Annotated in this window: 14 protein-coding genes; 7 read left to right on the top strand and 7 right to left on the bottom strand. The window is 65.8% G+C overall.

Annotation, left to right across the window (positions count from 1 at the left end; genetic code table 11):
• Positions 1–18: 18 nt before the first annotated feature.
• Both MF407_RS00545 and MF407_RS00540 read right to left on the bottom strand, forming a co-directional pair.
• Positions 19–2,493, bottom strand: a complete 2,475-nt coding sequence (locus MF407_RS00545; protein WP_239700712.1) for a phosphoketolase family protein — start codon at positions 2,491–2,493, stop codon at positions 19–21.
• Positions 2,494–2,659: 166 nt separating this feature from the next.
• On the bottom strand, positions 2,660–2,818 hold the full coding sequence (locus MF407_RS00540) for a hypothetical protein (RefSeq protein ID WP_239700709.1): 159 nt from the start codon (positions 2,816–2,818) through the stop codon (positions 2,660–2,662).
• A gap of 63 nt (positions 2,819–2,881) precedes the next feature.
• Here MF407_RS00540 and MF407_RS00535 point away from each other — a divergent pair, with 63 nt between their 5' ends.
• From MF407_RS00535 to MF407_RS00515, 5 genes are all read left to right on the top strand, one after another.
• Positions 2,882–3,976 carry an iron ABC transporter permease gene (locus MF407_RS00535; RefSeq protein ID WP_129625377.1) on the top strand — a complete coding sequence of 365 codons (1,095 nt, stop codon included), beginning with the start codon at positions 2,882–2,884 and terminating at the stop codon, positions 3,974–3,976.
• A gap of 36 nt (positions 3,977–4,012) precedes the next feature.
• Complete coding sequence (locus MF407_RS00530; RefSeq protein WP_239700706.1) at positions 4,013–5,011, top strand: ABC transporter substrate-binding protein; 999 nt, start codon at positions 4,013–4,015, stop codon at positions 5,009–5,011.
• Positions 5,012–5,051: 40 nt separating this feature from the next.
• The gene (locus MF407_RS00525; RefSeq protein WP_239700703.1) at positions 5,052–5,846 is read left to right on the top strand and encodes an ABC transporter ATP-binding protein; all 795 of its coding nucleotides are present in this window, start codon (positions 5,052–5,054) and stop codon (positions 5,844–5,846) included.
• Positions 5,847–5,960: 114 nt separating this feature from the next.
• Positions 5,961–7,589: a DHA2 family efflux MFS transporter permease subunit gene (locus MF407_RS00520; protein WP_239700701.1), complete on the top strand. Its 1,629-nt coding sequence runs from the start codon at positions 5,961–5,963 to the stop codon at positions 7,587–7,589.
• A gap of 83 nt (positions 7,590–7,672) precedes the next feature.
• The gene (locus MF407_RS00515) at positions 7,673–8,560 is read left to right on the top strand and encodes an amidohydrolase family protein (RefSeq protein ID WP_239700699.1); all 888 of its coding nucleotides are present in this window, start codon (positions 7,673–7,675) and stop codon (positions 8,558–8,560) included.
• 288 nt (positions 8,561–8,848) lie between these two features.
• Here the strand turns inward: MF407_RS00515 and MF407_RS00510 are convergent, their stop codons facing one another.
• Positions 8,849–9,343, bottom strand: a complete 495-nt coding sequence (locus tag MF407_RS00510; protein WP_239700697.1) for a hypothetical protein — start codon at positions 9,341–9,343, stop codon at positions 8,849–8,851.
• Positions 9,344–9,547: 204 nt separating this feature from the next.
• Here MF407_RS00510 and MF407_RS00505 point away from each other — a divergent pair, with 204 nt between their 5' ends.
• Both MF407_RS00505 and MF407_RS00500 read left to right on the top strand, forming a co-directional pair.
• A complete protein-coding gene (locus MF407_RS00505) occupies positions 9,548–10,135 on the top strand; it encodes a flavin reductase family protein (RefSeq protein ID WP_345770811.1) in 588 nt (195 codons plus the stop codon).
• 220 nt (positions 10,136–10,355) lie between these two features.
• Entirely contained in the window at positions 10,356–11,057 is a 702-nt protein-coding gene (locus tag MF407_RS00500) for a type 1 glutamine amidotransferase domain-containing protein (protein ID WP_239700695.1), read from the top strand.
• A 92-nt stretch (positions 11,058–11,149) separates the two neighbouring features.
• Here the strand turns inward: MF407_RS00500 and MF407_RS00495 are convergent, their stop codons facing one another.
• The 4 genes from MF407_RS00495 to MF407_RS00480 form a co-directional block, all read right to left on the bottom strand.
• A complete protein-coding gene (locus tag MF407_RS00495; RefSeq protein WP_239700693.1) occupies positions 11,150–11,587 on the bottom strand; it encodes a TA system VapC family ribonuclease toxin in 438 nt (145 codons plus the stop codon).
• Positions 11,580–11,807, bottom strand: a complete 228-nt coding sequence (locus tag MF407_RS00490; protein ID WP_239700691.1) for a type II toxin-antitoxin system VapB family antitoxin — start codon at positions 11,805–11,807, stop codon at positions 11,580–11,582. The genes MF407_RS00495 and MF407_RS00490 overlap by 8 nt, the downstream gene beginning before the upstream one ends.
• A gap of 205 nt (positions 11,808–12,012) precedes the next feature.
• Positions 12,013–13,035 (bottom strand): NAD(P)H-binding protein, encoded by a 1,023-nt coding sequence (locus tag MF407_RS00485; protein WP_239700689.1) that lies wholly within the window; start codon positions 13,033–13,035, stop codon positions 12,013–12,015.
• 199 nt (positions 13,036–13,234) lie between these two features.
• Complete coding sequence (locus MF407_RS00480; RefSeq protein WP_239700687.1) at positions 13,235–13,693, bottom strand: SRPBCC family protein; 459 nt, start codon at positions 13,691–13,693, stop codon at positions 13,235–13,237.
• Positions 13,694–13,699 lie beyond the last annotated feature (6 nt).

Here is a 13,699-nt window from a genome sequence, read left to right as displayed (position 1 = left end):
GCTGGGACTCGGCGATACTCAGTCGTTGTCGCCGCCGGTGGTTTGCGGGCCGCCCTTCGACTTCCCGGTGTCGCCGGAGTCGGACCAGACCCAGTCCTGCACCTCGTCGATGTCCTCGCCGTGCTCGTAGGCGTGCATGCGCGCCTCGAGGCGGGCGTCCTGCATCTCCTGACGAAGACCGGCGTACCGCGAACTCAGGCCGGGCACGCGGTCGAGGACGTCGATCACCAGGTGGTAGCGGTCCAGGTCGTTGCGCATCACCATGTCGAAGGGCGTCGTGGTGGTGCCCTCCTCCTTGAACCCGCGGACGTGCAGGTTGTCGTGACCGTTGCGGCGGTAGGTCAGCCGGTGGATCAACCACGGGTAGCCGTGGTAGGCGAACACGATCGGGGTGTCCGCGGTGAAGATCGTGTCGAACTCGCGGTCGGACAGTCCGTGCGGGTGCTCGCGCGCGTCCTGCAAGCGCATCAGGTCGACGACGTTGACCACGCGCACCCGCAGATCCGGGATCCGCTCGCGCAGGATCTTCGCTGCGGCCAGCACCTCGATCGTCGGGATGTCACCGGCACAACCCAGGACAACGTCCGGGTTCTCACCCGGCTGTTCGGTACCGGCCCACTCCCAGATTCCGAGGCCGCGCGTGCAGTGCTTGATCGCCTCGTCCATCGACAGCCACACCGGACCGGGTTGCTTGCCGGCGACGACGACGTTGACGTACTGCGTCGTGCGCAACACGTGGTCGAACGTCGACAGCAGGGTATTGGCGTCCGGCGGTAGGTAGACCCGGACGATCTCGGCCTTCTTGTTGACGACGTGATCGATGAAGCCAGGATCCTGGTGGCTGAAGCCGTTGTGGTCCTGGCGCCACACGTGCGAACTGAGCAGATAGTTCAGCGACGAGATCGGGCTGCGCCAGGGAATCTCGTTGGTGACCTTCAACCACTTCGCGTGCTGGTTGAACATCGAGTCGACGATGTGGATGAACGCCTCGTAGGACGACATCAGCCCGTGCCGACCGGTGAGCAGGTACCCCTCCAGCCAGCCCTGGCACTGGTGCTCCGAGAGCATCTCGACGACCTTGCCGACCCGCGCCATCGGATCGCCCTCGTCGTTCGGTTCGTACTCAGCGAGCCACTGCTTGTCGGTCGACTCGTACACGCCCTGCAATCGGTTGGACGCGGTCTCGTCCGGACCGAAGATCCGGAAGTTGTCGGGATTGTCCCGCATCACACCAGCGAGCCAGGTGCCGAGCACCTTGGTCGCCTCGGCGATCTCGCCGCCCGGCTCGGAAACCTTCACCGCATGATCACGGAAATCGCTGAGCTTCAGGTCGATTCGCCGTAGACCACCGTTGGCATAGGAGGACGCACCCATCCGGAGTTCGCCCTCGGGCGCCAGAGACGCGATGTCGTCCAGCAGCCGTCCCTCGTCGTCGAAGAGCTCGTCCGGACGGTAGCTCGACAGCCAGTCGGACAGATCCTGCAGATGCTCGTCGGTGTCACGCGCACTCGACAACGGCACCTGGTGACTGCGCCAGTGACCCTCGGTGACCTTGCCGTCGATTTTCTTCGGACCGGTCCAGCCCTTCGGTGTGCGGAAGACGATCATCGGCCACATCGGACGCTCGGCGTTCTGCGCGCCCTGCTTCTCGGCCTTCGCCTTGATGCCGGCGATCGCGTCCATCACCTCGTCGAGCAGCTCGGCGAACCGGCGGTGCACGGACTCCGGAGCCTCGTCGTCGAACCCGGCCGTGAACACGTACGGCGTATGTCCGTAGCCGCGCATCAATGCGTCCAGTTCGTCCTGCCCGATGCGGGCGAGCACGGTCGGGTTCGCGATCTTGTAGCCGTTGAGGTGCAGCACCGGAAGTACCACGCCATCGGTCGCCGGGTTGGCGAACTTGTTGCCGTGCCAGGACGTGGCCAGCGGTCCGGTCTCCGCCTCGCCGTCACCGATCACGGTGAAGACGAGCAGGTCCTTGTTGTCGAACGCGGCACCGTAGGCGTGACTCAAGGCGTAACCGAGCTCGCCTCCTTCGTGGATCGAACCCGGTGTCTCAGGAGCCACGTGTGAAGGGATTCCACCAGGAAAGCTGAACTGCTTGAACAGTTTTCGCAAACCGTCGGCGTCCTGGGAGATCTGCGGGTAGCGCTCGGAGTAGCTGCCCTCGAGGTAGGTGTTGGCGACCAGACCCGGTCCACCGTGACCCGGACCGGTGATGAACAGCGCCGGTTGCGAACGCTCGTCGATCACCCGGTTGAGGTGTGCGTACAGGAAGTTGAGACCGGGAGTCGTCCCCCAGTGGCCGAGCAGCCGCGGCTTGACGTGGTCCTTCGACAGCGGCGTGCGCATCAGCGGGTTGTCGAGCAGGTAGATCTGCCCGACCGAGAGGTAATTGGCTGCCCGCCACCACGCGTCGATGCGCTGCAGGTCGGCCTTGTCGAGCTTCTTGCCCCCGGTGTCCTTGCGAGTGGTCCAGACGTGGTCGGTCATGGCTGCCTTTCACGGGCTGTTTTTCGTACAGAGTCTGTTCTCAACGCTAACCACGGACGCCCATCCGAACAGGCCCGCGACCGAGCGATTTCTCGCTCGACTTTCCGAGGGGACGACGAACGCCGCACCCGATCGACGGCTGCGGCGTTCGTGAGTCTCGGTGACGTCAGGCGCGCAGCTTGCCGGCCAGCTCGACGACCTGGCCCAGGACACTCTTCAGCTCTTCGGCGCGACGCTCCTGCGGACGGAACCCGTCCTCACCGAACTCGGTGAACAGCGACAGTGAAGCCTGCGCGCGGACGACATGCGCGTGCAGGTTGGCCATGATCACACGCCACGCTCGACCCCGCCCGGCGAGGCGAAGTCTCCATGTGCGACTGTGTCGCATATGGAGATCGACCGGGTGCGCGCATCGAACGCGCCCGCACGCACCGCGCTCGGGGTCGACCGCTCACACCGCCGGTACCGCGCCTGGCTGATCGGACTCTGTTGCGGTCTGCTTGCCACCAGCCTTGCCGCGATCGCCCTCGGTGCCGTCACCACACCGGTCAGTAGCATCGTCCGGATCATCGGTCACCACACAACCGGCACCCCGGCAACGGCCACGTGGAGCCCGGCGCTCGACGCAATTGTGTGGGAGGTCCGGTTGCCACGCATCGTGCTCGGCGCCGTTGTCGGAGCCGGCCTGGCGATCACCGGCGCGGTGCTCCAGGCGATGGTCCGCAACGTACTGGCCGATCCCTACCTGATCGGCATCAACTCCGGTGCGTCGACCGGCGCCGCCGCTTCGATCCTGTTCGGTATCGGCGCCGGCATGGGCGAGTACGCGTTGCAGGGCAGCGCCTTCGCCGGCGCGCTCGCCGCAGCATTCCTGGTCTTCTTCATCGCCCGCGGCACATCGCGGGTCACCTCGGTGCGGCTGATCCTGGCCGGGGTCGCGGTGGGTTACGCACTGTCCGCGCTGACCAGCTTCCTGGTGTTCGCGTCCGGGTCGGCCGAAGGCGCTCGGTCGGTGCTGTTCTGGCTGCTCGGTTCACTCGGCCTGGCCCGATGGGACGTTGCGCTTGCAGTCGTCACCGCGGTGGTCATCGGTACCACCGCATTGCTGATCGTGTGGTCGCGCCGCCTCGACGCACTGGCCATCGGCGACGAGACCGCGCTCACCCTCGGCATATCCCCCAGCACGTTGCGCTCCAGGCTCCTGGTCGTCGTGTCGCTGAACGTCGGCGCCGTCGTGGCGGTGTCCGGGAGCATCGGTTTCGTCGGGTTGGTCGTGCCTCACCTGGCCCGTCGCGCGGTGGGATCGAACCACCGCCACATGCTTCCTGTGGCAGCCCTGATGGGGGCGATCCTCCTGGTGCTCGCCGACCTCGTCGCCCGAACTCTGTTGCGCCCGCAAGAGATTCCGATCGGCATCATCACCGCTCTCGTCGGGGCACCGTTCCTGCTCGTGCTGCTGCGCCGGATGACCGCAGCCCACTGATTCCCGACCACTAGACCCCGACAGAAGCGAGAGGAAATGCATCTCCCACCCAGCCGCCGTTCGCTGATGCCCGCCGTCGTCTGCACTGCCGCGCTCACCATGACCGCCGCGTGCGGCTCACCGGAGCCCACCAAGCAGGAGAGCCGCGCCGGCTATCCCGTCACGGTGTCGAACTGCGGCACCGATCAGAGGTTCGACGCGCCGCCCGAGCGTGGCCTGCTGCTGAAGTCGGCGTCCGTGCCCTACCTGGACGCCATCGGTGCCCTCGACCGCATCACCGCCAAGGCCGGTGTCTACCCGAAGGCCTATTACAACGCCGACACGAACGCTGCACTCGAGCGCATCCCTTCGCTGACGGACAAGATCGACTCCTCCGGCCACCTGCAGATCTCCAAGGAGACCGTGCTCGCGCGGTCACCCGACCTCGTCCTGGGCCACACCGACACCGTGAACCCGAAGACACTCGCCTCGACGAAGGTGCCGGTGTTGGAGGTCCCGGCCCTGTGCGAAGGTGCGAGCAAGCCACCGACCTTCGACGATGTGTACGCCGAACTGCAGACGTACGGCAAGGTCTTCGGCAAGCAGCAGCAGGCCACTCGCGCGGTCACCTCGATGCGCGGGGAACTCAGCAAGATCACGTCGAACGTGCCCGACCGCAAGGGGGCAACCGCAGCCGTGCTGTACCCGACACCCGGCGGCGGCACCACATACGCCTACGGCAACCGCTCGATGGCCGATCCGCAGCTTGCCGCCGCCGGTTTCAAGAACGTGTTCGCGGGTGTCGCCGAACGCGTCTTCGAGATCTCCCCGGAACAGTTGCTCGCCAAGAACCCCGACGTGATCGTGCTGCTGCACAACGAGGGCAACCCGCAGGAGATCGAACGGGCAGTGACCTCGCTGCCCGGTGCCGGACGGTTGGCAGCGGTGCAGAACAAGCGCATCCACGTCCAGTTGTTCAACTTCACCGAGCCGCCGTCGCCGCTTGCGATCACCGGACTGAAGAAGATCGTGAACGCCTTCCCCACCGTGCGATGAGTACGCGATGAGTACGCGATGAGTACGCGATGAGTACGCGATGAGTACTGCGGTGGGCGCACTGCACGCGCGCGGGGTGCGCTTGGGTTACGGACGAACCGACGTCCTGCACGGGGTGGACATGGTCGCCCGCGAGGGGCGGGTGACCGGTCTCGTCGGCCCGAATGGCAGCGGCAAGACCACGCTGTTGCGGTTGCTCTTCGGCGCTCTGCGGCCGGCGGAGGGTGAGGTGCTGATCGGCGATCGGCCGCTCGCGCAGTTCGACCGAACCGAACTCGCGAGGTCGATGGCCGTTGTCGTGCAGGAGGATTCGGGCGACACGGCACTGAGCGTCGCCGAGGTGGTGCTGCTGGGACGGCTACCGCATCATTCCGCGCTGGGCCGGTACAGCGACAGCGACCACGCGATCGCGCTGGACGCCCTGCGCCGCGTCGGCGCAGCACACCTGGTCGACCGCGACCTCAGCGAATTGTCGGGCGGCGAACGGCAACGGGTGATGGTCGCGCGGGCGCTCACCCAACAGCCGCGCTACCTCCTGATGGACGAACCGACCAACCATCTCGACATCCACTTCCAACACGAGATCCTGCAACTGACCGAGCTCAGCCAGACGGCAGTCGTCGTGCTGCACGACCTCAACCTGGCCGCTCGTTACTGCGACGATCTGGTGGTGTTGCAGTCCGGGCACGTGGTCGCGTCCGGAACGCCCGAGGACGTCCTGACCACCGAGTTGATCAAGGACGTCTACGGGGTGCGTGCCACGATCGTGGTCGACGACGGCATCCCGCAGTTCCTGTTCGCTCCTCGGTTCAGCCTTGCGGCGAACCACGGATGAAATAGGTCACCCCGAGCAAACATCGGTTTCCGCAACGTGCTGGGCAGCAGTACTGTTGCGCGGGCTCTGCGCGCCTCGCAGACGCCCCTGCCACCCTCGAACGATGAGGAACTCATGTCTTCGGTTGCTCCGGAATACCCGGACAAGATCGACGGTGCCGTCCTGAAGATCGCAGGTGTCGTCGTCCTCGGCGCCATCATGTCGATCCTCGACATCACCGTCGTGAACGTCGCTCTCCCTGATCTGCAGACCACCTTCACCGGCGCCGACAACCCGCTGCCGTACGCCACGGTCGCGTGGACGGTCACCGCCTACACGCTCGCCCTGGCCACCGTCATCCCGTTGACCGGTTGGGCCGCCGACCGCTTCGGCACCAAGCGTCTCTACCTGCTCGCGGTGGCGCTGTTCACCGCCGGCTCCGTGCTGTGCGCGATGGCGAACAGCATCAACATGCTGATCCTGTTCCGCGTGCTTCAGGGCCTGGGCGGCGGTCTGCTCATGCCGCTCGGCATGACGATCATGACCAAGGCCGCCGGCCCGAAGCGCATGGGCCGCCTGATGGCGATCCTCGGTGTGCCGATGCTGCTCGGTCCGATCCTCGGCCCGATCCTGGGCGGTTGGCTGATCGAGCACTACAGCTGGCACTGGATCTTCCTGATCAACCTGCCGCTCGGCATCGCCGCACTGGTGTACGCGTGGTGGGCGCTGCCGTCCGATTCCCCCGAGCCCACCGAGTCCTTCGACTTCGTCGGCATGCTGCTGATGAGCCCGGGTCTCGCGCTCTTCCTGTACGGCATCTCCTCGATCCCGGAGGAAGGCACGTTCTTCTCGGCCAAGGTCATCGGCTTCGGCACCGTGGGTCTGCTGCTGCTCATCGCGTTCGTGATCTACAGCTTCAAGCCCGAGCACCCGCTGCTTGACCTGCGCCTGTTCGCCAACCGTCAGTTGACCGTCGCGACCATCACGATGTTCATCTTCGCGGCCGCGTTCTTCGGTGGCCTGCTGCTGGTGCCGACCTACTTCCAGCAGGTGCGCGGCGAGTCGCCGTTCGACGCCGGCCTGCTGGTCGCCCCGCAGGGCATCGGCGCCATGCTGACCATGCCGATCGCCGGTGCGCTCGCCGACAAGATCCCGGTCGGACGCATCGTGCCGTTCGGTCTGCTGGCGATCATCGGCGGCATGTTCGCCATGACCCAGGTCGACGGCGACACCTCGTACTGGGGCTACATCATCCCGGTGCTGTTCGTCATGGGTCTGGGCATGGGCGCGACGATGATGCCGATCATGACCTCGGCGATCAAGACGCTGACCCACCACCAGGTGGCCCGTGGTTCGACGCTGCTGAACATCACTCAGCAGATCGCCTCGTCCGTCGGTGTCGCGATCATGTCGGTGGTCCTCACCAACGGCCTGAAGAACGACAAGCTCGTCTCACAGGCCCAGGGCTTCCAAGAAGCGACCAAGGGCACCAAGGACCCAGCCCTCATCCAGGCGACCCTGCCTAAGTTCCCGGCCGTCGCCGAGATCGTCGCGTCCGCCGGCTCCAACCCGGCCGCCGCTCAGGCCAAGCTCATGTCCGCAGTGTCGGACGCGATGGGCAAGGTCTTCGGCAGCACATTCCTGGTGGCTGCGATCCTGGTGTCGCTCACACTGATCCCGGCGCTGATGATGCCGCGCAAGCACGAGGAGTCGCACTTCGCGGACGACGCCGACGGCACCGCGCCGCCGGTCTTGATCCACTGATCGCTGCGATCATTCAACGAAGCGGGTCCGGGTCTTTCCCGGGCCCGCTTCGCTTTTCCGGCCCCGCTGAGCAGAATGGGGCCATGACCACACCCGGACCGCGCACCGACGCCGAGGTGCCCGGGTACCTGTCTCGCCTGGGTATCCCCGGCCTCGCCGACATCCACGTCCACTTCATGCCGGACGCGGTGCTGAACAAGGTGTGGGACTACTTCGATCACGCCGACACGAACTACGGGACGCCCTGGCCGATCACCTACCGGCTGCCCGAGGACGAGCGCATCGAGCAGCTGAGGACGCTCGGCGTCCGGTACATCCCCAGCCTGAACTACGCGCACAAGCCCGGTATGGCCACATGGCTGAACGAGTGGAACCGCGAGTTCGCCGGACGGGTGGACGGCGCGGTGCACAGCGCGACCTTCTACCCGGAGCCAGGCGCGGCCGCGTACGTCCGGCAGGCGATGGACGCCGGCGCAAGGCTGTGGAAGGTGCACGTTTCGGTGAGTGCTTTCACGCCCGAGGACCCCCTGCTCGACGATGTGTGGCCGCTGATCGACGAGGCGGGAACGCCGGTCGTGATCCATGCGGGGTCGGGTCCGTTGGCGGGTGAGTTCACCGGTCCGGAGCCGGTGCGCCGGTTGCTCGAACGCCACCCGCGGTTGCCGTTGGTGATCGCCCATCTGGGGATGCCCGAGTACGACGCGTTCGCCGACCTGGCGCAGCAGTACGAACGGGTCCATCTGGACACGACGATGGTGGCGACCGATTTCACCGAACGCCTCGCTCCGCTGCCGGACGGCTACGTCGACCGGCTTGGTTCGCTGAGCGACAAGGTGGTGCTCGGCACCGACTTCCCGAACATCCCCTACGCCTACGCCCACCAGATCGAGGCCCTGGCCCGCCTGGACCTTGGTGATGAGTGGATGCGGAAAGTGCTGTGGCACAACGGTCATCGTCTGATGGGTGCCTGAACAAAGACTCAGGCCAATCGCCGTCATGGCCTCGCCCCGGGTCGCATCGTTGGCGATGCCCGACTGGAGCGCGGACGGCTTGGATGTCACCGAGTACCTGATCCCATCGTCCGAGGTGCGGCTGCCGTTGCACCACTGAGGGGACGGCGAGGTCGTCCCGTTCGCGCACCTGGTGCTCAACTCCGTCCGGTTGCCCGCCGCGAGCGTTCACGAGTACACCTCTGGTGGGCACCAATTCGTCGGTCTCGCAGGCGAACTCAGCCCCCCTTTGTCTCGCTGATCCTTTCGTCAACCGGTTGACGTGCTGCTCGGCGCACTCGTCGCGGGCTGCGCCCCTGCGCCGAGATCTTCGATCGTGACGTTCGTTCCGGCGTCCATGGTCGGGGTGGCCAGTTCGATACGTCCGCCGCGAGGCAACCGGAAGTTCTCCTTGGCGTCGCCCATTCCGTCGCCGTCCTGGTAGAACGACCCGGTGCTCTTCAGATGGACGGAGCGCTCGCGCACCTCCACCGTGAAGGTCACCACCTCTCCCATCGCCATCACCCTGAAGATGTCACCCGAACGGTACGCGTCGGTCGTGACCTTCACCGGCGCTTTGTAGCCCGGCGGCGGCGAGGTCCACCCGCTCCAGTCGCTCACTGAGACCTTCAGCGTGACCTCATCGTCCGACGGGGCTTCCCCACCCAGCCGGTCCAGTCCGTCGTCCTGGCACCCGGCGAGTGCGATCGGCAGCAGAAGTACGGCGCTCGAGGCGCGCAGCAGAGCCCTGCGAGGAGTGGTCATGCCGTGTGGACGCCGACGTCCGGGGTCCCGTTCCCGCGCCGCGACAGTTGGCAGGATCAAGCCCGTGGACCTGACCGCTTTCCTTTATTCCTCTGCCGGCGCCGATTGTCCGAAACGCTATGGACCCTGCATGAGAGCTGGATGAAACGTGGATGGAGAGCTCCACCTACTCCAAACGGTCACGGACAGCCATAGGGTCGATCCGTGAATCAACGTGCATTCCGGATGGATGACCTTCCGGCTCCCGCGCCGTATCGCTTACTCACGGGGTTGGTGATCCCCCGGCCGATCGCATGGGTCAGCAGTGTGGACGCCGAGGGCCGACCCAACCTTGCGCCGCACTCGTTCTTCACCGTCGCGTCCGGCAATCCTCCGATCGTTCAGTTCACCTCGGTGGGTCGAAAGGACTCACTCAACAACATCGAGGCGACTGGTGAGTTCGTGGTCAACTTCGTGCCCCGGCGGTTACTGGAGCCCATGAACGCCACCGCCGAGTCCGCCCCGCCGCACGTCGACGAGTTCGAACTGGCCGGTCTCACCAAGACCCCCTCGCAGCAGGTGCGTCCACCTCGGGTCGCCGCATCGCCGTCTGCACTGGAATGCCTGCTGCACAAGGTGATTCCCGTCGGAGACTCGTTCATCGTGCTCGGACGCGTGGTGTGCGCCTGGGTCGACGAGGACGTCCTGGACAACGACCGTCCGCGCGAGTGGAACCTCGATCCGGTGGCTCGCCTGAGCGGGTCCCGCTACGTCACCTACGGCGAGACGGTCACGCTGCGCCGTCCCGAGTAGTCAAGCGTGACCGGGTCATGCGGCCGGTCGGTCGGGTGGCGACCAAGGCGTCCGGTATCGCGAAGGTGGAGATCTGTGACGGTGCGGACGGCGCGGTTCGCATGTCGTCCAGCGCACCGGGCCGGGCCTTCGCCGGAACATGAGCTGCGCCCGCAGCCCGTCCTGCCGGACGAACGAGGAGATACTTAGTGGGTTGTTCAATTACCTGAAGGGAATCTCGATGACCTCCGTACTGATGATTCTGTCCGCCGCCGACCACTGGACGCTCAAGGACGGCAGCAAGCACCCGACCGGCTTCTGGGCCGAGGAGTTCCTGGCGCCGTACAACAAGTTCAAGGAGGCCGGCTGGGACGTCGTCGTCGCGACGCCCGGCGGGAAGAAGCCGACGGTCGACCAGACAAGCCTGAGCGTCAAGGGCGGTCTCCTGCCCAACAAGATCGACACGCTGAAGGACGAACTCGCCCGTCTAGCACCGGTTCTCGACGCGCCGGAGAACCTCTCGAATGTCGACCCGGACGCGTTCGACGTGGTCTTCTACCCCGGTGGCCACGCCCCGATGGAGGACCTCGCGTACGACGAGGTGTCCGGCGGGATCATCCGGAAGCGTCTGGACTCAGGCCGTCCGCTGGCCCTGTTGTGCCACGCGCCGGCCGCGATCCTCGCCGCTCAGAACGCCGACGGCACCTCGCCGTTCGCCGGTTACAAGATGACCGGCCTGTCGAACGCCGAGGAGACGCTCAACGGTCTCACCAAGAAGGCGAAGTGGCTGTTGCAGGACAAGCTGGAGGAAGCCGGCGTGGAGTACGAGAAGGCCAAGCTGCCGATGCGTCCGCACGTCGTCGTCGACCGGAACGTCTACACCGGCCAGAACCCGCAGTCGTCCGAGGACCTCGCCGACCGCATCATCGCCGACGTGAGCTGATCGCGTTCGAGTACCGGGGCGGCCGCGTGGAACATCCAAGTGGCCGCTCTGCCTTACGGGCCGAGTGTTCAACCATGGCGCAGTGACGTCCTTCAGGCGGGAATCGTGACCACATGGGGGCGATCCTTCGGGGCGAGCCAGGTGTGAATGGCGCTGTCGAACGTCGCCAGCACCGTTCCACGGCTCGCCGCAAGGTTCACCAAGTGCAGATCGGTCACCTGACGATGTCCCATGAGGACCACCGGACTCACCACCGCTTCGACGAGGGTGGAGTCGTCGGGCAGGAAGTTCCAGCGCGGATCCGATCGCATGCCGCGAAGGATTGGCCAGACCTCGGTTACTTCGCGCTGTGAACCGGTGATGACCGGATTCAACAGCATCCGGATCAGTCCCGATTCGGTGACCGGGCAGGTGGCCCATGTCCGGACGGACGCCAGGAAGGTGTGCGCACTCCGGTGGTGCTGATGGGTCGTCAGCGCCAGGGCGACCAGCGCGTTGACATCGAACAGGACCGGGCGATCATCACTCATCGCGCAACTCTGCGACCAACTCGTCGGTGACGATGACGTCCGATGAACCCACCATGATCGGGAAGGGACTGTAAGAGAAATCGACGCTCGACGGGATGCCGGCGCTCAGACCGCGCTGGGCCAGCTGGGACACCGCCGCACCGATCGAGATACCTCGACTGCGAGCCAGGGAGCGCGCTGCAGCCAGCACATCGTCGTCGATCTCCAGTGTGGTCCGCATCACCACATCGTAGCATCAGAGCATCACGCTTCAAAGATTACAAATAAGGTGACGCCAGTCCGGGCAACGACCGGACCGCAAAGCAGCCACGTGGCCGCCCGGATGATCCGCGCGGCCACGTGGAAAAGCAAATATGCGCCCATCCCCCGGCCGGCTGTTCGTCCGGGTTGCGGTCAACGCATTCGGGAGTGACGAGGCTGCAACCTCAGTGGCCGCCGGGAAGAACGTCCTTCACCCGATCGAGCAACGACTTGTCCTCGCCGCCCTGCGCCCACGGCGGGTCGTGCGGAAGCGGACCCATCGGGTCGGCGTCCTTCGGCTCCGCCGTGAACTCGGCCAGCGAACGCTGGATCGCCTCACGCATCGGTATCAAGCGGTGCCCTTCCGGCAGCAGTTCGCGGACCCCCGGCCCGCCGTCGCCACAAACCATGTCGTGGTGCAGGCTCTCGACCAGCGCTTCGACGGTCGGTTTCGGCACGTCGATCAATGTGGCAACGAGTGACCCCACCAGTCCGGTCGGCAGAAGCGGCACGGTGACCTGCGGTCGCTTGAGATCGGCGACGTCGGCGTAGAGGTCAAGCAGATCGGCGTACGGCATCGACTCGGGCCCGCCGACGTCGAAGTGACGCGAGGGGCCGTCGATCGTGAGTGCACCCACCAACGCCTGGATCGCGTCGACGACCGCAATCGGCTGCACGTCGGAGTTCATCCATTCCGGAACCGTCTGCAGCGGCATCCGTTCGCTGACCTGCCGGATGATCTCGAACGACGTCGACGCGCTGCCCAGCAGCACGGCAGCCCGCAACGTGATCACGGTCGCCGGACTGGCGGTCAGGATTCGTTCCACTTCGAGGCGCGAGGTGATGTGCTCGGACAGTTCACTCTCGGGAACGTCGGGGACGATCCCGGACAGGTAGACGACCCGCTGCACACCATGCAATTCGATTGCGCCGCGGACGAGTTCGGCAGCCTTGCGGTCGTTGTCGGCGAAGTCGTCGCCACCCATCCCGTGGATCAGGTAGTAGATGGCGTCGACGCCGACGATCGCGTTTTCCACGTCGCTCTGATCGAGCACATCCATCTCGACGGTCTCGACCTGATCGCTCCACCACGGGTGGACGTCCTCGTCCGCCGTCTTGGTGGTGCGGACATCGTGGCCCGCCTTCAGCAGTTCGGGCACCAGTCGCCCACCCACGTACCCGGTCGCGCCGGTCACAAGAATCTTCATCGTTCGTCTTCCTCTCGGTTCGGGTCGTGCCACGGGGTCCAGACACGACACATCGCGACGCGGCGCCGCGTCCGGGCGGGGAGGACGCTGCTCGGCCTGTCACCGGCCGATCGAGCGGCACCGCTGTCACCGGATGCCGTCCGAGAGTGCCGCGCGGCACCCATCCGTCACCGTAGGGGACACCGGCACCCGCCAAGGGTCAGCGCAGGTGCTTGTCCAGGTTGCGTGCGAAACCATTGCCCATCTGGGTCATCACGACGGTCATCGCGGTGCGGACCGCCGGACCCATGATCTTGGGGAAGGGCATCCGTGCGGTGATGTCGATGTCGATGCTCAGGTGCGTGCCGCCGTCGACGGGCGTGAGGGTGTAGATGCCGTCGACCGCAACGAGCTCGTCGCTTCGCGCGGGATCGTGGGAGTAGGAGATCCGTCTCTTGGGATCGAAGTCCATGAGCGCGGTGAAGACCGGCTTGAACTTCTGGTTCAACACCGGGACGGAGGTCATCTCCCACAGCCAGCGGTCGCCGTCCGGGGTGATCCGGTGCACCAGCGGGGTCAGCTTCTGCAGGGTCTTCGCGTCGGTCAGCACCTCCCACAGTGCGTCGACGTCGTATGGCACGGTCTCCTCAGAGACATTGCGTGCGGAGAATGAGTTCACGGCGGA

This window comes from Yimella sp. NH-Cas1 (assembly GCF_022359705.1).
Classification (GTDB): domain Bacteria; phylum Actinomycetota; class Actinomycetes; order Actinomycetales; family Dermatophilaceae; genus Yimella; species Yimella lutea.
The sequence above is the reverse complement of the archived record's forward strand: the minus strand, read 5'-3'. Positions and strand labels throughout refer to the sequence as shown.

What these genes read in the sequence shown, in the direction of transcription:
- MF407_RS00545 (WP_239700712.1), bottom strand. Translation starts at nt 2,493, where the DNA reads ATGACCGACCACGTCTGGACCACTCGCAAGGACACCGGGGGCAAGAAG.
- MF407_RS00540 (WP_239700709.1), bottom strand. Translation starts at nt 2,818, where the DNA reads ATGGCCAACCTGCACGCGCATGTCGTCCGCGCGCAGGCTTCACTGTCG.
- MF407_RS00535 (WP_129625377.1), top strand. Translation starts at nt 2,882, where the DNA reads ATGGAGATCGACCGGGTGCGCGCATCGAACGCGCCCGCACGCACCGCG.
- MF407_RS00530 (WP_239700706.1), top strand. Translation starts at nt 4,013, where the DNA reads ATGCATCTCCCACCCAGCCGCCGTTCGCTGATGCCCGCCGTCGTCTGC.
- MF407_RS00525 (WP_239700703.1), top strand. Translation starts at nt 5,052, where the DNA reads ATGAGTACTGCGGTGGGCGCACTGCACGCGCGCGGGGTGCGCTTGGGT.
- MF407_RS00520 (WP_239700701.1), top strand. Translation starts at nt 5,961, where the DNA reads ATGTCTTCGGTTGCTCCGGAATACCCGGACAAGATCGACGGTGCCGTC.
- MF407_RS00515 (WP_239700699.1), top strand. Translation starts at nt 7,673, where the DNA reads ATGACCACACCCGGACCGCGCACCGACGCCGAGGTGCCCGGGTACCTG.
- MF407_RS00510 (WP_239700697.1), bottom strand. Translation starts at nt 9,343, where the DNA reads ATGACCACTCCTCGCAGGGCTCTGCTGCGCGCCTCGAGCGCCGTACTT.
- MF407_RS00500 (WP_239700695.1), top strand. Translation starts at nt 10,356, where the DNA reads ATGACCTCCGTACTGATGATTCTGTCCGCCGCCGACCACTGGACGCTC.
- MF407_RS00495 (WP_239700693.1), bottom strand. Translation starts at nt 11,587, where the DNA reads ATGAGTGATGATCGCCCGGTCCTGTTCGATGTCAACGCGCTGGTCGCC.
- MF407_RS00490 (WP_239700691.1), bottom strand. Translation starts at nt 11,807, where the DNA reads ATGCGGACCACACTGGAGATCGACGACGATGTGCTGGCTGCAGCGCGC.
- MF407_RS00485 (WP_239700689.1), bottom strand. Translation starts at nt 13,035, where the DNA reads ATGAAGATTCTTGTGACCGGCGCGACCGGGTACGTGGGTGGGCGACTG.